This window comes from Fusobacteria bacterium ZRK30 (assembly GCA_024628785.1).
GTDB lineage: Bacteria > Fusobacteriota > Fusobacteriia > Fusobacteriales > Fusobacteriaceae > Psychrilyobacter.
In genome coordinates this window covers 2,078,987-2,098,370 of the sequence record CP102405.1, presented here as the reverse complement: position 1 = coordinate 2,098,370, position 19,384 = coordinate 2,078,987, and the positions used below count along the sequence as shown (strand labels likewise).

The window sequence follows — 19,384 nt, the reverse complement described above, 5'->3', positions numbered from 1 at the left end:
TTTAGTCTTAACAATACATTGTATACTATTTTTCAGGTATTGTAAATGGAAAAGTTAAAATATTTTAACGTACATAAAGGGGGGACTAAGAGTTATAAAATATGGTATTTTTAAAATAAATAAAATCTGTTGAATAAGCTGAAAATTAGGGATATACTAGTAATAAGAGGAAGCTGAAAAAAAGAAAATTAAGGTCGAGAAAATTGTTATCGATGGAATGAAATAATTAGAGACTTCGAGAATATTTTTTTGATAATATAGGAAATTAGAAAACCTTAATTGTGTTTATCTGGATGCAACTTCACGTTGCTTTTTTAATTGATAGAGAAAAAACATGGGGAGGATAAAATATATGAAGAAAAGGATTTTAATATTAACTGGAATTTTGGCACTGGGGATAGCAAGTCATCTCTATATGAATCAAAATTATATAAAAAAAGAAAAAAAGATAACTTTAAAAAAAGTGGAGGAAAAGAAAGTCAAAGTAGAAGAAAAAAAAGTCGAAACTGAGGAGGCAGCAATAAAAGTGGAGAATAAATATAAATGGAATTTAAAGGACATATATAGTGACTGGTCCCTGTGGGAGAAAGATTTTATCCAAATGGAAAAAATGATGGATAAGATCAATGAATATAAGGGGGAAATATCTAAAAACCCTGAAACCTTTATAGAATTTTTAAAATTACAGGAAAAGGTAGATATCTTATCCTATAAGGTTTATCTGTATCCTAATATGAAAAAAGATTTAAATGGAGCAGATCAAAAAGCCGGGGAAAATCTACAGCGTATTATAACACTATTTAGTCAATATAGTACTTCTACAGCTTGGGTAACTCCAGAGATTTTGACAATTCCAAGAAAAATCATGGCCAGCTGGATAGATAAGAATGAAGATTTAAAACCATATGAATTTAATTTGATGGAACTATATCGTCTCCAGGGACATATATTAGATGCAAAATCAGAAAAACTGATCTCCTATTACGGTCAGTATCAGGGAGCTCCTAAGAGTATATATTCGGAGTTATCTACTACCGATATTAAATTTGGTGAAGTAGAATTTAAAGACGGAACTACACTACCTATGACCTATGGAAATTATAGTAAAATAATGGCAACTAATCTGGATCAAGGGGAAAGAAAGAAGGCGTTTGATACCCACTATAAAACTTTTGAAGATTATAAAAATACCTATGGTGCAATCTATAGAAGTTCACTACAGCGGGATTTTGCAGTGGCTCAAACAAGAAATTATAACTCTACCTTAGAAGCTGCTCTGGAGAAAAATAATATCCCCACTTCGGTATATGAAAATTTAATAGAGGTTGCTAAAACAAATAGTGAACCATTGAAGAGATATGCCAGACTTCGAAAAAAAATTCTGGGATTAGAAAGTTACCATAGTTATGATGGTTCGATTCCATTGGTTGATTTTCAAAAGGAATATGAATATGATGATGCAAAACAATATGTATACGACTCTATAGCTCCCTTAGGGAAAGATTATAGTAATAAAATGGAAACAGCAATAAGTGACGGCTGGATCGATGTATATGAAAGTAAAGGTAAGAGGAGTGGTGCATACTCTGTAGGTGTATATGGTGTCCATCCATATATGCTCATGAACTATAATAAGACTTTGGATAATGTATTCACACTGGCTCATGAATTAGGCCATACGATGCATACCCTTCTTTCCAGTGAAAATCAGCCATTTGCAACTCATGACTATACTATCTTTGTAGCTGAAGTAGCTTCTACATTTAATGAGAGGCTCTTACTTGATCATATGCTGAAAAATACCAAAGACCCCAAGGAAAAGATCGCGCTGCTGCAACAAGCCATCAGAGGGATAACTGGAACATTTTATTTCCAATCCCTTTTGGCAGATTATGAGCTCCAGGCACATAGGTTAGTGGAAGAGGGGGAACCTGTAACGCCAGATGTACTGAGTGAAATTATGGCAGAGTTATTCAAAGAATATTATGGAGATTCAACAGAAACTGATAAGATAATGGAAGTTTTATGGGCTAGGATACCACATTTCTTTAATTCACCTTATTATGTATACCAATATGCAACTTGTTTTGCTTCATCGTCGGTATTTTATGACAGGATAACCAATGAGAGTTATAGTGCGAAGGAGAGGGGAGAGGCACTGGAAAAATACCTTACTCTTTTAAAATCAGGAGGTAATGACAACCCTATGAATCAATTGAAAAAAGCAGGGGTAGACCTGTCTAAGAGGGAGACAGTAGAAGCTGTTACTAAAGATTTAGATAAACTTTTAGATCAATTAGAAGAGGAGATAAATAAACTTAATTAAGAAATATTGATAAAAAAAGGCAGATTTTATCTGTCTTTTTTTATGTTTAGAATAGCATAAAAAAATATAATAATAAAAAAAGACGAGAAATTAATCTCGTCTTTTACTGTGTAATTATTAATTACATATAGATTCCGATTCCAGGTCCGATAGGTAATCCTAACATCATCCAGATAATCAATAAGATTGACCAACCAATTAAGAATGCCATTGAGAATGGTAACATGATAGAGATCAACGTTCCCATAGATCCTTTCTTATCGTATTTTTGCATAAATACAATGATCATTGCAAAGTAACTCATTAATGGAGAGATGATATTTGTAGTTGAATCTCCAATTCTGTATGCTAATTGAGTGAATTCAGGAGTATATCCTACTCTCATCAACATTGGTATAAATACTGGTGCTAAGATAGCCCATTTAGCTGAGGCTGATCCCATGAATAAGTTTAAAACACCTACTACTAAGATAAATCCAATGATTAAAGGTATACCTGTCATTCCTGTAGCTTCTAATAAACTTGCTCCTTTAACGGCTAAGATAGTACCTAAGTTAGAGTAGTTAAAGAATGCAATAAATTGTGCAGCGAAGAATACTAATACTAAGTATCCAGACATAGTTGCCATAGATTTACTGATCATTCCCATAACGTCTTTATCAGATTTGATAACTCCTATAGACATACCGTAAGCTAATCCTGGTACAGCAAAGAATAATACGATGATAGGAACTAATCCGTGACCTAAAAAGTTTTTACCTAATACGAAGTATAACGGTACTAAGCAGATTATTAAAGCTATAGTTGCTAACCCGGCAGCTCTCAAACCTTTCTTTTCTACAGCTGTAACTTCATCAAATTCTAAAGTGTCGTCACCTTCATACTTTCCTAATCTAGGTTCAACGATTTTTTCTGTAACAAACCATCCAATGACAGCTATTAAGAATGTAGAAACAAACATGAAGAAGTAGTTTGCAGTAGGTGCAACTTCATATGCATGGTCTAAAAGTCTAGCTGCTTCTGTAGAGATACCACCTAATAATGGATCTATTGTACCGATTAAAAGGTTAGCTGAGAATCCTCCTGATACACCGGCAAAGGCAGCTGCTAATCCTGCTAATGGATGTCTACCAAATGATAAAAATATTAATGCTGCTAATGGTGGTAATACTACGTAACCAGCATCAGATGCAACGTTTGACATTATTCCTAAGAATACTACCATTACAGTAACTAACTTCTTCGGAGTAGAAAGTGCTGTTTTCTTTAATAAGATTGCCATTAACCCGGATCTTTCGCATACACCGATACCGATGATAGCTACTAAAACTGTTCCCAGGGGAGCAAATCCAGTAAAGTTTTTAACGATATTTGTGAAGATATAGTTGATCCCTTCTGCATTCATCAAAGATCTAGTTTGAATAACCATATTTTCCATTTGCATTGTTTTTCTATTTATTCCTTCAAATTCAACTGACCAGCCTAATGCTGCTCCTATTCCAGATATAACGACCATTACAAGTGCTAAGATACCAAATAGTGTTGCTGGGTGTGGTAATGCATTACCACCTTTTTCAATTACGTTTAAAAATTTGTCAACGAAACTAACTTTTTTCTTGGTTTTAATTGTTGATGTACTCATACATTCCTCCTCGAGTTTTAATTAATAATATTAGTTTTTTATTAGAATTATATTAGGAGTATAACTTAGATAAAAGATAAAGTCAAATAATTCATTTTGAAAACAGGATGAAAGTGTCTATAAAAGAACATAAAACATAAATGAAAGGGTTTTGTTATAAAAAAATAGTATTGTTTTTGATATAAGTTACTCTTTAAAGGTATTTTTCCAGCAACTAAAATGTTTCTAAAGTAAGAGTTAAAATTAAATAAAATTAATAGAAGTTTGATTTAAATAAAAAAATAGATGAAATAAAAAATTGAATCTTAGAAAAAAACAGATTTTATTGCTAAAATTATAACTTTGATCTATAATTTACCTATAGAAAAGAATTAGGTTTAAAGTAAAAAAATACACTTAAAGGTGTTTTTTTGTGATAAACTGAATTATAGATAAAATAATAAATATTAATGATGGGGTGTAACAATGAAAACGATATTAAAATACATAGGAAAAATTATTTTGTTTTTCTCTAAACAGGTGTTCCAGGCAACCTTAGTGGTGATAATATTTTTAGCTATTATAGCAGGAGTAATAACTGCTACTTTAACTGAATATAAAAAAGAAGTTGTGATTGAAAAAAATACATATCTAGAACTTGATTTTTCCAAGGGGATGGTTGAAAAAGATGGAGAAGGTTTATTTGAATTAGAAAAATCTTTAAAACTATATCAGGTATTAGAGGGGATTAAAGAAGCTTCTAAGGAACCTAATATAGGCGGGATATATATGGATATTGATCATGTAGATCTTTCAGCAAACCATATAGAGGAAATTGGGGAAGCATTGGATAAGTTTAAAAAAAGCGGGAAAAAAGTATATGCTTTTACCAGAAATATAAACAATCAAAATTATAGATTGGGGATATATGCTACAAAGATAGTTATGCCGCCTATTCAATCGGCAGCGATAGATTTGAGCGGGTATTATAGGGAGTTTAATTATTTTAAAGGGTTAGCAGACTATGTAGGGATAAAATTTAATGTGATACACATAGGAGATTATAAAGCTTATGGAGAGCAGTATTCAAAAGGAAAGATGTCAAAAGAGTTAAAAAAAGATATTAAAAGGGTATATGACAGAGTATATAATGACAGGATAGAAGAGATATCTAAAAGAAGAGAAATAGAAAAAATTGCAATGAATAAGGCTGTATTAGGTGGAGAACTGGTTATGAGAAATCCTATATATGGAGAAAAAATAGGTCTTATAGATGGGCTTAGTTATCAGAGTGAATTTGATAAAGAATATGAAGTAGGGAATAAAATATCTTTAGAGGATTATTTGACTACCGTTAAAAAGGCAGAAAAAAAGGAAAAAATTGCTTTAATATATGCTTCTGGAGACATAGTTTATAACGGGGCTCGTGGAAGTGAAAACAGCATAGATATAGAAAGTATGAAAAATGAGTTGAAAAAAGCAGATGAAGATAAAGATATAAAAGGAATAGTATTAAGAGTTAACTCTCCTGGGGGATCAGCTCTTGCATCGGAAGTAATCCATCATGAGATATCTAAATTAACTAAACCTGTTTATGTGTCTATGGGAGGAGTAGCAGCATCAGGAGGCTACTATATATCCTCAGGGGCAAAAAGAATATTCGCTACAAAATCAACTATAACAGGTTCTATAGGAGTGGTATCTATAATTCCTGAGATAAGCGGATTGGTAGAAAAAACAATGATAAATATAGAAAGGGTAGAAAAAGGAAGGTATTCTGGGATGAATTCGTTGACTGCAAAGATGACACCGGGAGAGATAGAAAAGATAAGATTGTCTAGTCTGGGAATATATGACGAATTCAAAAATAGAGTAAGCACAGGAAGAAATATCCCTTTAGACAAATTGGAGACTATTGCAGGTGGTAGAATTTGGTTAGGAGAAGAGGGGTTAGAGAATGGACTGGTAGATGAAATTGGCGGACTTGAAACTACCATAAAAACTTTGGCAGCAGATTTAAAATTAGCAGACTACCAAGTGGTTGAAATAACAGAGAAAAAAGGGATGTATGAAATCATATTGGGATATAAAAATATATACAGTAAGGTAAGAAGTTTTGTAGATGCACCTACGATAGAAGCTGTACCATTTGAGGCGAAAAAACCACTTTTATTGATGCCCTATGAATTTAATTAAATTATTGACACTGTCCTAGGTGGATATGCTATACTTTTAGGAAGTAAGGAACGCCCGTTAAAGGGTATCACTAATATTTTTATGAATTAAAAATATTATCATATGAGAAGCAAGAAATGCATTTCAAATAAAGAGAATGAATAAAGGGAGGAACAACAATTGGTTAGAAAAATTAAATCTAAAGGAAATAAAGCGGCAGGAAATCAAGGGGATATCTTAAAGCAGGCACAAGTAATGCAACAAAAAATGTTAGAAATTCAAGAGGAGTTAAAAGGTAAAGAGTTAGAAACTTCAGTAGGTGGAGGAGCAGTAAACGTTAAGATTAATGGGCAAAAAGAGATCCTTTCAATAAACATCTCAGATGAAATCTTAAAGGAAGCAGTAGAAGATAATGATAAAGAGATGTTAGAAGATCTTATCGTATCAGCAGTAGGAGAAGCAATGAGACAAGCTGAAGAATTAGCAGAAAAAGAGATGTCATCAGTAACTGGTGGAATGAATATCCCGGGATTATTCTAAGGATAACTTCAAATTTATATCTAAAAGAGCTTTCGAGCTCTTTTTTTTGTACAATATTATGTTAATTTTTTTGATTTACCGTGATTATTTGCTGGGAATATAAAAAAGTTGTGCTATAATATAGTGGTATAACTAAATTTTATAATCAGTAAAGGAATAGGGAGTGAATCGATGAAGGAACAGAAAAAATATAAGATATTTGGATTGCTGATCTACTATATCTTAAGAATTTTATCTAAGACTTATAAAGTTGAAAAGATAAGTGCAGAAGGAGTTATGGATGAAAATGCAGTATATGTTTCTTGGCATAATAAAATAGTTCCTATTACTGTGATTATGGATAAATTAAAGAAAAAAGCTGCTCTTGCCAGTGCGTCTAAAGATGGCGAATTGATAAGTGTACCCTTAGAAAAATTTGGATATAAAGTGGTCAGAGGTTCTAGTGGAAGAGATGCAGTTAAAGGTCTTTTGAAGATGGTTAAATTTTTAAAAGATGGATATATTGTAGGAACTCCAGTAGACGGGCCCAAGGGACCGGTGTATAAAGTTAAGCCCGGGATGTTGTTTTTAGCTCAAAGATCCGGGAAAAAATTGGTTCCAATTGGTGCTGCATCTAAAAGTAAGTGGGTATTTGAAAAAACTTGGGATAAGATAGAACTACCTAAGCCATTTTCTAAAATAGTCTGTATATTAGGAGAACCTATAAGCATAGCACCGGAAGAAGATCTAAATGTAGTAGCATTAAAAGTAGAAAAGATCTTATTGGAGTTAGACAGGCAGGCAGAAAGTAAATTAAATAATTAAAAATAATAAATATTAAAAATAGAAGGAGATATATTATGAGTAAAAATTTTTATGTAACAACCCCTATATATTATGTAAATGGAGACCCCCATGTGGGGAGTGCTTATACGACTATAGCAGCAGATGTATTGGCCAGATATAAAAAAACAATGGGATACGATGTGTTTTTCTTGACTGGTTCAGATGAACATGGTCAAAAAGTTGAGGAAAAAGCTATTGAGATGGGATACACTCCTCAAGAGTGGACAGACAAGATGTCAGTGAGATTCAAAGAAATGTGGGAAAAATTAAATATAGATAACAATGATTTTATCAGAACAACTGAAGATAGACATAAAAAAGCTGTACAAAAAATCATTCAAAAAGTATATGACAACGGAGATATATATAAGGGATCTTATGAGGGAAAATATTGTGTTTCATGTGAAACTTTTGTTCCTGAAAATCAAATCGTAGGAGAAAATGGATGTCCAGATTGCGGTAAAGAGTTAGGAGTAGTAAAGGAGGAGTCATACTTCTTTAAAATGAGTAAATATCAAGATATGTTATTAAAACATATAGATGAAAATCCTGAATTTATCTTGCCGAAAAGTAGAAGGAATGAAGTTATATCTTTCATAAAGCAAGGATTGATGGATCTTTCTATCTCTAGAAACACCTTTGACTGGGGAATCCCGTTAAAGATAGATGAAGATCATATTACCTATGTATGGTTTGATGCACTTACAAACTATTTAACTGCTGTAGGATATGAAAATAATGAAGATATGTTCTCTAAATTCTGGAAAGACGGAGAGGTAGTACACCTGTTAGGAAAGGATATATTAAGATTCCATGCTATAATCTGGCCTTGTATGTTATTGGCTGCCGGGGAAAAATTACCAGAGAAGATAGTAGCTCACGGATGGTGGACTGTAGCAGGAGAAAAGATGTCAAAATCTAAGGGAAATGTAGTGGACCCTATTGCAGAGATAGAAAAATATGGTGTAGATGCATTCAGATATTTCCTACTTAGTGAAGTTCACTTTGGAAGTGATGGAGACTACAACACTACAGCTATGATAAACAGGGTAAATGCAAACTTATCTAACGACCTAGGGAACTTATTAAATAGAACTTTAGGAATGTATAGTAAATATTTTGGTTCAGTAGTTGAAGCAGGAGAAGGTCATGAGATCTATGATGATGAAATTAAGGCGTTATGGGAAGAAACATTGGCAGAGGTAGACAAATACATGAGTACTGTTGAATTTTCTAAGGCTCTGGAAGCTATATGGAGATTTGTATCAAGAATGAATAAATACATCGATGAAACTATGCCTTGGGCTCTAGCTAAAACTGATGAAGGGAAACCTAGATTAGCAGTAGTATTGAAAAATTTAGTGGAAGCACTGAATAAAATAGCAGTAATGGTATATCCATATATTCCAGAATCAGCTTCTAAGATGTGGGCACAATTGGGAATTGACGGAGATATAAAAACAGCTAAGGTAGAAGATATAAAAGCATGGGATATATTAAAAGCCGGGCATAAATTAGGAGAAGCTACTCCTATCTTCCCAAGATTAGAAAAACCTGTAGAGAAAGTGGAGTTAGAGATAAATAAAGACTTGGTTATTGAAAACCCTATCGATATTACTGATTTTGAAAAAGTAGAGATGAAAGTAGTAGAGATATTAGAAGCAGAATTAGTAGAAGGTTCTAAAAGATTGATTAAGTTCAAAGTAGAGACAGGATCAGGTATAAGACAAATAGTATCTGGAATAGCTAAAACTTATAAAAAACCTGAAGAATTAGTGGGGAAAAAAGTTATGGCAGTGCTGAACTTAAATTCTGTAGAATTACAGGGGGAAATATCACAAGGGATGTTACTGACGACAGTGGAAAAAAAGAGAACTAAATTAATCTTTATAGATGAAGCTGTAAAAGTAGCAAGTAAGATAAAATAGTTTAGAGCTTACTTTTTTTAAAATTATCACAGTTTTATAAAATTTCCTGAAATCTATAAAACTGTGATAAAAAAGAAACTATCGAGTGTGTGGAGGTAAAAAAATGAGAAAAATTACAAAAGCAGTTATACCAGCAGCAGGATTAGGGACTAGAGTATTGCCAGCAACAAAGGCTCAGCCTAAAGAGATGCTGACTATCGTAGATAGACCGTCATTACAATACATAGTGGAAGAATTAGTAGAATCTGGAATAACAGATATCGTTATAGTAACAGGAAGACATAAAAATTCAATAGAGGATCACTTTGATTATTCATATGAAGTGGAAACTACTCTTGAGAAAAAAGGAAAATTAGAATTATTGAACAAGATAAAGGACATATCTGATATGGCCAATATATTCTACGTAAGACAAAACCATCCTCTAGGATTAGGGCATGCAATTTTGAAAGCTAAACCATTTATAGGAGATGAGCCATTTGTTATCGCTCTAGGCGATGATATTATGTATAATGAGGAAAAACCTGTAACTAAGCAGCTTATTGAAAACTATGAAAAGCACGGTAATAGTGTTATAGGAGTTCAAGAGGTAGCAGATGAAGATGTATCTAAATACGGGATTGTAAAGCCAATTAAAAATTTGGATGAAGATACTGTCTTAATGGAAGACTTTATAGAAAAACCAAACTTAGAGGATGCACCCTCTAAGATGGCTTGTTTAGGAAGATATCTTTTGACCAGCGATATATTTAAACATTTAGAAAAGCAGGGGGCAGGTGTAGGTGGTGAGATTCAGCTTACTGACTCAATCTTAGCTATGATAAAAGATGGAAACGATATAGGAGCATATAGATTTAAAGGTAAAAGATATGATATCGGGAGTAAACTTGGGTTACTTAAAGCTAATATAGAGTTTGGTCTGCGTAACGAAGAGACGAAAGACGGACTGAAGGAATATTTAGAAACGATAAAGTTATAATAAAAATGAGGGGTGTAGAGGGGGTAAATCCCTCCTATACTCTCTTTTTATTTTAAAAAAAGTGTTTGATATGGTATAATTATGAGTAAAAATACGAAGGCGGGTGGAGAATAATTGAATATTAACCAAATAGTAGCTGAAGAGCTAAAAATTAAAGTGGAACAGGTAGAAAATACGATTAAATTATTGGATGAGGGAGCTACCGTTCCTTTTATTTCAAGATATAGAAAGGAAATAACAGAAAATTTAGATGAAGTAGTAATAAGGGAGATCTTAGAAAAAATTACTTATTTGAGAAATCTGGGGAAGAGAAAAGAAGAGGTTATAAAGTTAATAAACGACCAGGGTAAATTAACAGAGAAACTAAAAAAAGCTATCTTAGGAGCTAAAAAATTACAGAAAGTGGAAGATCTATATCTGCCATATAAAAAGAAAAAGAAAACTAAGGCTGATACAGCTATAGAAAATGGTTTAGAACCTTTAGCTATGTATACAAGGAAATTAGGGATTACATTGAGCGACATAGAGGGAGAAGCAAAAAAATATATCAATGAAAATATATTAGAAATAAAGGATGCCATAGAAGGAGCTAAATTGATTTTGGCTCAGAATATAAGTGAAAAAGCTAAATACAGAGAAAACATAAGGGAAAGAATGTTAAAATTTGGTGAAGTTAATACAACTTTAGTCAAAAAAAATAAAGAGTTAGATGAGAAAAAAACATATGAAGATTACTATGAACATGTAGAAAATGTATCGAGAATGCCATCTCATAGGATATTAGCTGTAAATCGTGGAGAGAAAGAAAAGATTATCTCAGTTTCTATAAAATTAAATGATAAAACTAGAGAGATGGTAGAATTCCATCTGTTGAGTGAATTCATAAATAGAGACCTAAAAGGATTTTATTTAGATGTAGTAAAAGATGCTCTAAGCAGACTTATTTTACCCTCTGTAGAGAGAGAAGTTAGAAATATCATGACTGAAAAAGGTGAATTAGATGCCATTAAGATATTCAAAGAAAATCTAAAGAATCTACTGTTACAACCGCCTCTGCATGAAAAAAATATCTTAGGTTTGGATCCGGCTTACAGAACAGGATGTAAAACTGTAGTTATAAATTCAGATGGATTTTATCAAATGGATGATGTGTTATACCTGGTAAAGGGAATGCATAATCCAGGGAAATTACAGGAAGCTAAGAAAAAAATATTGGGATATATACAAAAATATAAGATAGATATTATAGCCATTGGTAATGGAACGGCATCCAGGGAAACGGAGGCCTTTGTAGCAGAACTGTTAAAAGAGGTTAAAGAAGATGTGAAATATCTTATTGTAAATGAAGCAGGAGCTTCGGTATATTCTGCCTCAAAAATTGCAGCTGAGGAATTTCCTGATTTTGACGTAACAGTAAGAGGAGCTATATCCATAGCTAGAAGAATCCAGGATCCCCTAGCAGAATTAGTGAAGATAGATCCAAAATCTATTGGTGTTGGGATGTACCAGCATGATGTAAATCAAAAGAAATTAGAAGGTTCTTTGGGAGATGTTATAGAAGGAGTAGTAAACTCAGTCGGGATAAACGTAAACACAGCATCTTGGGCATTATTAGCTTATATATCAGGTGTAAAGAAGAATGTAGCGAAAAATATAGAGGAATATAGAAAGGTAAATGGCAAATTTACCACTAGAAAAGAATTACTAAAAGTTAAGGGGTTAGGAGCAAAAGCCTACGAACAGATGGCAGGGTTCCTGATAGTACCGGAAAGTAAAAACCCATTAGATAATACTATTATTCATCCGGAATCTTACAAGATAGCTGAAAAGATGTTGAAGAATAATAAGACCAGTTTAGTTGAATATAAGGATGATTTAGAAGGTGTGAGATCTAACTTAAAAACTATGGATTTAGAGGAGTTTATAACCAAGGAAGAGGTAGGAAAGGAAACTGCCAAAGATATCTATGAAGCATTGATTAGGGATAGAAGAGACCCTAGAGATGATATACCAAAACCACTCCTAAAATCTGATGTATTGAAGATATCTGATCTTAAAGAGGGAATGGAATTAGAAGGAACTGTAAGAAATGTAGTTAACTTTGGAGCTTTTATCGATATCGGGTTAAAAAATGATGCACTTTTACATATATCTAAATTCAATAAAAGAGTAGTAGATATGACCAGTGAACTGGCAGTAGGAGAGATAATAAAGGTAAAAGTAGACAGCATAGACCATAATAGGAACAGGGTAGCACTAACTAAGAAAGGACTATAAGATGAAATTAAAAAGAGATTCATTACTTTTTAAAACAATATTATATAACGACTTGTCTATGTTACTCACAGGACTTACAATAATAGGATTAGTTGTTATTTTTGTATTCAAAGAATTGGAAAAAAACTTTTCTATTAAAGCGGTAGAAAAATTTCAAGTGATAGAGGATATGCTGGATATAAGAAATACAGAATTTATAAATGAACTTATAAAATTTACTAACTCTGAAGGATTTGTAGAAAAAGATCTTTTTATAACTTCGATCCGTACACCGGAAGAAAATAAAGAGATCCATGAAAATATGAAAAAAGAGTTGATCTCTAAAAATTTCAGCCTCTACCACGAATCGAGATTGACTGTCATAGGAAAAGATGGGTCAATATTGGATGAAAACGGGATACATTCTGAAATAAACAATGAGTTTATTAAAAATCTGAGAATTGTTAGAAATAAATTGTCTATAACTATAGATTCTGTTATGTATGATGAACTAGAGAAAAAATTTTATTATGAAATTGTAGTTCCCATAGAAGAAAATAAAGAGATATACGCTGTTTTGGTAGAGATACCTTTAGAAAAAAATTATTTTAGAGGAAATAAATATCTCATGGTAGCAGACCACGATGATGTAGAAGATATAGGGTTATATCAGACAAGGGCACCATTATCTTTAACTGCAATAGAATTAAACAGGTTAAAAAAGGAAAAAGCTAAACTGATAAAATTAAATGAAAAAGGGTATAGTGTTAAAAGTTTAACTATTCAAGGGATAGACTATAATATTGTTTCCAGACCGGTACTTAATTCTTTTGGTAAGGAAGTCGGGTATCTAGTACTCAGTTTATCAGAACCGGCATTGACTAAGTTTAAAACAGGAACTATGTCTTTAATAATATTAGCTACAATAATCTTGATATTACTCAATTCATTTATAATAAATGGAACATTTAAGCAGCTTTTAATGCCATTAGAAGAGCTATCTTTAGCTGTAGATGACATAGCATCGGGAAATTTAGATAGAGATGTAAGGTTGAATGGGACAAGTGAGATTAAACTACTGAGTCTTGCTACAAAAAAAATGGTAGAAAAATTAAAAAATAACAATTTTATATTAGAGGATCAAAATGAAAAATTAAAGGCTTATATTCATAGGGTAGAGGGAGTAGAAAAACTCCTACTAGGTGTAAGAAAAGAACCAAGTGACAGCGGGATCATAGACCTGATATTAAAAGGATTTACTTCTGGAGTAGGTTTGAATTACGACAGAGCGATATTTTTTGAATATAGTAATGAACAAGGATGTCTGGTAGGTAAGAAAATCAGAAAGAATAGAAATATAATAAAGGAAGATAAACTCTCTAGTTTTGATCTAAGATATGAAACTATGAAAGAAATAGTTCCATTGATCAAGATAAAAAATGATGATAACTTATTTCATAAGGCTATATCGGAAAAGAGGATTATCTTTGAAAATAGAAGAGGATATAAGATCTACCTGGGAAGTGAACTTCTTATGGGGTTTGGTCTGAGTAACTTTATGATATTGCCGATCTTTAATGGGGATAAAAATGTTGGATGTATCTTAGTGGATAATTACATCTCTGGTAGAAGGATAGAGATTGAAGATGTTGAACTATTCAATGTAATCCTATTAAATGTTGGAATTCACTATGAAAACCAGCAGATTGAATTGGAAAAAATAACCAATGAAAGAGATATAGCCATAGGACGTATGTTTAAAAAGATTATCTACAGAAGAAATAAAGTAATTGAAAAATACACCCTTATGATGATGAAACTCTATAATAATGATCAAATAAATGGTGGTGCTTTTAAAGAATTTAGAGATGAGATATGTAATATCAATAGGGAAGACTCGATATTATTTGATTATTCCGATAAAAAGGAGTATAATTTTGAGAAATTAAAAATCAATAAATTCTTAACTGAGGTAGTAGAAAGTTATGTTAGATGTAATCCAAATAGAGATATTTCTCTATTTTTAGGTGAAGAGGCCACTTTCTTAGGAGATTCTATAGAACTTACAAAAGCATTTCGTGAGATTATAAATAATGCACTGAATGCTATAACTGGGGTCACAAATGGTAGAATTAATATAATATCTAAGATAAATGATGAAAATATAAAAATAAAAATTCTTGATAACGGATCAGGGATATCTGCAAAGGCTTTAGGGGAAAACTTATTTGAACCATTTGCCAGTGGAAATGAGGAATCATCAGGGCTGGGCCTTGCTATAGCCAATAAGATAATCAGTAGCCATAGAGGGATTATTAAAATAAAATCAAAACTCGGTGAAGGAGCAGAGATAAAAATAATTTTAAATAGATATAAGGAGGATATGAATGTCTGAAGAGAAAAAAGATTATGGGAAAACCCTAAATCTCCCAAAAACAAATTTTCAAATGAGGGCTAATTTAGCTAATAAGGAACCTCAAATGTTAAATGTTTGGAGAAAACAAAATATATATGAGAAGAGTTTAAAAGAAGGTGCTAGACAATTTATATTGCATGACGGACCTCCGTATGCCAATGGAGATATCCATATTGGACATGCGTTAAATAAGATATTAAAAGATATTATATTAAAATATAAAAGGTTACAAGGTTTTGATGCGCCTTACGTTCCAGGTTGGGATACACATGGATTACCAATTGAATTTAAGGTTGCAGAGGAATTAGGAGATAAGATAAAGGATATGCATCCTTTAAAAGTTAGAGAAAAATGTACTAAATATGCTAAAAAATGGGTTGAAAAACAAAAAGAGGGATTCAAAAGACTTGGAATATTAGCTGAATGGGATAAACCTTATTTAACTTTAAATCCTGAGTATGAAGCAGAGCAATTAGAAGTATTCAAAGAGTTATATGAAAATGGATATATCTTTAAAGGGTTAAAGCCAATACATTGGTCACCTGTAAGTAAAACAGCTCTTGCAGAAGCAGAGATAGAGTACCATAACCATAAATCTCCTACAATGTTTCTTAAGATGGAAGCTAATCCTGATGCACTTGAAGTAATGGGTGTAGATGAAGCTTCATTTGTAATCTGGACGACAACTCCTTGGACAATTCCTGCTAATATGGCTATTTGTCTAAATGAAGAATTTGACTATGGTATCTATAAGACATCTAAAGGGAACTTAGTATTAGCTGAGGGCCTTGCAGAAAAAGCATTAGCTGATATGGGAATAGAAGGTGCCGAATTAATTCAGAAATTTAAAGGTGGAGAATTAGAAAAATTAACATATAAGCATCCATTCTTAGATAGAACTGGATTAATTATTTTAGGCGATCACGTAACTTTAGAAGCTGGTACTGGATGTGTACATACAGCTCCTGGACATGGTCAAGATGACTATGTAGTAGCTACGAGATATGGTATTGAAGTAATCTGTCCGGTAGACCAAGATGGTCACTTAACAGATGAAGCCGGGGAAAGATTCTCTGGAATGTACTATCAAAAAGCAAATAAAGCTATCTTAGCATATATGGAAGAAACAGGTCATCTATTACATACAGAAGTAATAGAACATTCTTATCCACATGACTGGAGAAGTAAGACACCTGTAATCTTTAGAGCGACTGAACAATGGTTCGTAAAGATAGAGGGATCAGACATTAGAGAAAAAGCATTAAAAGCTTTGGAAGATGTGGAATTTTTACCTGCATGGGGAAGAAACAGATTAACTACTATGATGGAAAACAGACCTGACTGGTGTATCTCTAGACAAAGAACTTGGGGAGTACATATCCCTATTTTCTATAATAACAAGACTGGAGAGGAGATCTTCAACACTGAAATAGCTGATAAAGTTATTGCGTTAGTTAAAAAAGAAGGATCGGCAGCATGGGTTAAATATTCAGCTGAAGAGTTAATTGGAGAAGAGTTATTAGAAAAGTACAACTTAAAAGATATAGAGTTAAGAAAAGAAACAAATATCATGGATGTATGGTTTGATTCAGGAGTATCTCATAGAAGTGTATTAAATACCAGAGATTACTTAAGAAGACCTGCGGACTTATATTTAGAAGGATCAGATCAGCATAGAGGTTGGTTCCAAACTTCATTATTAACTTCTATTGGTTCTACTGGAGATGCACCTTATAAAGCTATCTTAACTCATGGATTTGTAAATGATAAAGATGGTAAAAAGATGTCTAAATCAGTAGGAAATACAGTGGATCCTATGGATATAATAAATACATATGGAGCAGATATCTTAAGATTATGGTGTGCATCTGTAGACTATAGTGATGATGTAAGAATATCTGATAATGCAATTAAGCAAATTTCTGAATCTTACAGAAGAGTTAGAAATACAGCTAGATATATCTTAGGAAACATCAATGATTTCGATCCTGCAACAGACAGAGTAGCCTATGAAGAATTAACAGAGATAGATAAGTGGGCATTACATAGATTAGAGACATTAAAAACTAATGTAACAGCTAACTATGATAAGTATGAGTTCTATAATTTATTCAACGATGTTCATTATTTTGCAGGAATTGAGATGTCAGCGTTCTACCTTGATATAATCAAAGATAGATTATATGTAGAAAAAACTGATTCAGTTGCTAGAAGATCAGCTCAGACTGTTATGTATGAAGTATTAGTGGCTATGACTAAGATGATCTCACCTGTATTATCATTTACAGCAGAAGAAATTTGGGGTAAATTACCAGAAGCAGCTAAAGATACAGATTCAGTATTATTGACTTCTTGGTATGAGGCTAACCCTGAATGGATCAATGAGGAATTAGGAACTAAGTGGGATGAGATTTCAAAACTTAGAAAAGAAGTAAATAAAGTCTTAGAAAGAGCCAGACAAGGTGAAGATAAGATAATTGGTAATGCACTAGATGCAAAATTAGAGTTACATATAGCTGATGAAAAATTAAAAGCTTTTGTTGAATCTAATAAAGATCTTTTAGAAACAGTGTTCTTAGTATCTCAATTTGATATTGTAAGTGAAGCAGCAGCAGAATTTACAGTAGCAGAAGAAGTAGAAGGATTAAGTTTAAGAGTAAGCCATGCAGCTGGAGAAAAATGTGAAAGATGCTGGAAATATTCTGAAAACTTAGGAACAGATTCAGAATATGCTGATATTTGTCCTAGATGTACAGATGTAATGACAAAATAAAAATTGAGTATAATTAAGTTATAAGGAGGAGAGAGGATAGATTGAGGTCTTTCCTCTCTTCTCTAAATTAAAGTAGGGGGAGCGAATATGAGGTTAATTATTTTAATTGTAGCCCTTTTAGGAATAGATCAATGGACTAAGGAATTAGTAGCAAGCTCTATGTCTGAAGGAGATACTATAGGTATCTTAAATGATTTTTTTCATATAACTTATGTAAAAAACCATGGTGTGGCCTTTGGAATGTTCCAAGGGGAGATAAAAACTATTAGTATAGTAGCTATAATAGCTATATTAGGAATAATATATTTTATGATAAAGCAACTGAAGCCTCATGAAGTTATCTCAAAATATGCATATGCTTTTATATTGGCAGGTGCTATTGGGAATATGATAGATAGAATATATAGAGGGTTTGTAGTTGATTTTGCAGATTTTCGAGGTATTTGGAAGTTTGTATTTAACGTGGCAGATGTTTGGATCAATATAGGAGTATTTTTACTAATAATAGAAGTAATTATATTAGAAAGAAAGAAAAAGCAACTAAAAAAGAAAAACTAAAAAATCAGCAGAATCTATGTCTAGAAAAGTTTTTAGTTTTAAAGAATGAGAAACGGGAGGCAATAATGAATTTTCAAGATATGATAATGGCGTTACAGCAATTTTGGGGGTCAAAGGGATGTGTAATAGGAAATCCATATGATATAGAAACAGGTGCAGGAACATTTAACCCTAATACTACACTTATGGCATTAGGACCTGAACCATGGAGTACAGCCTATGTAGAACCATCAAGAAGACCAAAAGATGGGAGATACGGTGAAAATCCAAATAGAGTATATCAACATCATCAATTTCAAGTGATAATGAAACCATCACCACTTAATATCCAAGAACTTTACTTAGAAAGTTTAAAGATGTTAGGAATAGATCCATTAAAGCATGATATTAGATTTGTAGAAGATGACTGGGAATCTCCAACTTTAGGTGCATGGGGATTAGGATGGGAAGTATGGTTAGACGGTATGGAGATCACTCAATTCACTTATTTCCAACAAGTGGGAGGAATTGAGTTAGATGTTACTCCAGTTGAAATTACCTATGGTTTAGAAAGAATAGCTCTATATATTCAAGAGAAAGAGAGTGTATATGATCTAGAATGGGCACCTGGAATTAAATATGGTGATATGAGATTACAATATGAATATGAACAATCAAAATATTCATTTGAAATAGCTGACTTAGATATGCATTTTAGATGGTTTGATGAGTGTGAAGCTGAAGCTCAGAAGATATTAGATGAAGGGTTAGTATTCCCAGCTTACGATTTTGTATTAAAAGGATCTCATATCTTTAATGTATTAGATGCTAGAGGAGCTATCTCTGTAACTGAGAGACAATCTTATATATTGAGAGTTAGAAATATGTCTAAAAGATGTGCTGAAGTATTCTTACAGGCAAGAAAAGACTTAGGATACCCACTTTTGAAGAAGTAAAGAATAATTGAAAATTTTTGACACGGAGAAACACAGGGATGAAAAAGAGAGA

General features: G+C 32.5%; 12 protein-coding genes. 11 read left to right on the top strand and 1 reads right to left on the bottom strand.

The annotated features are described in order from the left end of the window. The first annotated feature begins 352 nt into the window (after nt 1-352). Nucleotides 353-2,326, top strand: coding sequence for an oligoendopeptidase F (gene pepF / locus NRK67_15195; protein UUV18619.1), 1,974 nt, complete (start codon nt 353-355; stop codon nt 2,324-2,326). Nucleotides 2,327-2,447: 121 nt separating this feature from the next. Here the strand turns inward: pepF and NRK67_15190 are convergent, their stop codons facing one another. After that, a complete protein-coding gene (locus tag NRK67_15190) occupies nt 2,448-3,968 on the bottom strand; it encodes an AbgT family transporter (GenBank protein UUV18618.1) in 1,521 nt (506 codons plus the stop codon). Between the two features lie 465 nt (nt 3,969-4,433). Between NRK67_15190 and sppA the strand changes: the two genes are divergently transcribed. The 10 genes from sppA to glyQ all read left to right on the top strand — a co-directional run bounded on the left by sppA (nt 4,434) and on the right by glyQ (nt 19,332). Then, on the top strand, nt 4,434-6,143 hold the full coding sequence (sppA, locus tag NRK67_15185) for a signal peptide peptidase SppA (GenBank protein UUV18617.1): 1,710 nt from the start codon (nt 4,434-4,436) through the stop codon (nt 6,141-6,143). Nucleotides 6,144-6,302: 159 nt separating this feature from the next. Further along, nucleotides 6,303-6,662 carry a YbaB/EbfC family nucleoid-associated protein gene (locus tag NRK67_15180; protein ID UUV18616.1) on the top strand — a complete coding sequence of 120 codons (360 nt, stop codon included), beginning with the start codon at nt 6,303-6,305 and terminating at the stop codon, nt 6,660-6,662. Between the two features lie 171 nt (nt 6,663-6,833). Beyond that, on the top strand, nt 6,834-7,466 hold the full coding sequence (locus NRK67_15175) for a lysophospholipid acyltransferase family protein (GenBank protein ID UUV18615.1): 633 nt from the start codon (nt 6,834-6,836) through the stop codon (nt 7,464-7,466). A 35-nt stretch (nt 7,467-7,501) separates the two neighbouring features. After that, complete coding sequence (gene metG, locus NRK67_15170) at nt 7,502-9,415, top strand: methionine--tRNA ligase (GenBank protein ID UUV18614.1); 1,914 nt, start codon at nt 7,502-7,504, stop codon at nt 9,413-9,415. Nucleotides 9,416-9,518: 103 nt separating this feature from the next. Next, a complete protein-coding gene (gene galU, locus NRK67_15165) occupies nt 9,519-10,394 on the top strand; it encodes a UTP--glucose-1-phosphate uridylyltransferase GalU (GenBank protein ID UUV18613.1) in 876 nt (291 codons plus the stop codon). 114 nt (nt 10,395-10,508) lie between these two features. After that, nucleotides 10,509-12,671: an RNA-binding transcriptional accessory protein gene (locus tag NRK67_15160; GenBank protein UUV18612.1), complete on the top strand. Its 2,163-nt coding sequence runs from the start codon at nt 10,509-10,511 to the stop codon at nt 12,669-12,671. Between the two features lies 1 nt (nt 12,672). Further along, entirely contained in the window at nt 12,673-15,045 is a 2,373-nt protein-coding gene (locus NRK67_15155) for an ATP-binding protein (protein UUV18611.1), read from the top strand. Continuing rightward, nucleotides 15,038-17,839, top strand: coding sequence for an isoleucine--tRNA ligase (gene ileS, locus NRK67_15150; protein UUV18610.1), 2,802 nt, complete (start codon nt 15,038-15,040; stop codon nt 17,837-17,839). The genes NRK67_15155 and ileS overlap by 8 nt, the downstream gene beginning before the upstream one ends. An 87-nt stretch (nt 17,840-17,926) precedes the next feature. Beyond that, on the top strand, nt 17,927-18,397 hold the full coding sequence (gene lspA, locus NRK67_15145) for a signal peptidase II (protein ID UUV18609.1): 471 nt from the start codon (nt 17,927-17,929) through the stop codon (nt 18,395-18,397). Nucleotides 18,398-18,462: 65 nt separating this feature from the next. After that, complete coding sequence (gene glyQ, locus NRK67_15140) at nt 18,463-19,332, top strand: glycine--tRNA ligase subunit alpha (protein ID UUV18608.1); 870 nt, start codon at nt 18,463-18,465, stop codon at nt 19,330-19,332. The last annotated feature ends 52 nt before the right edge of the window (nt 19,333-19,384 follow it).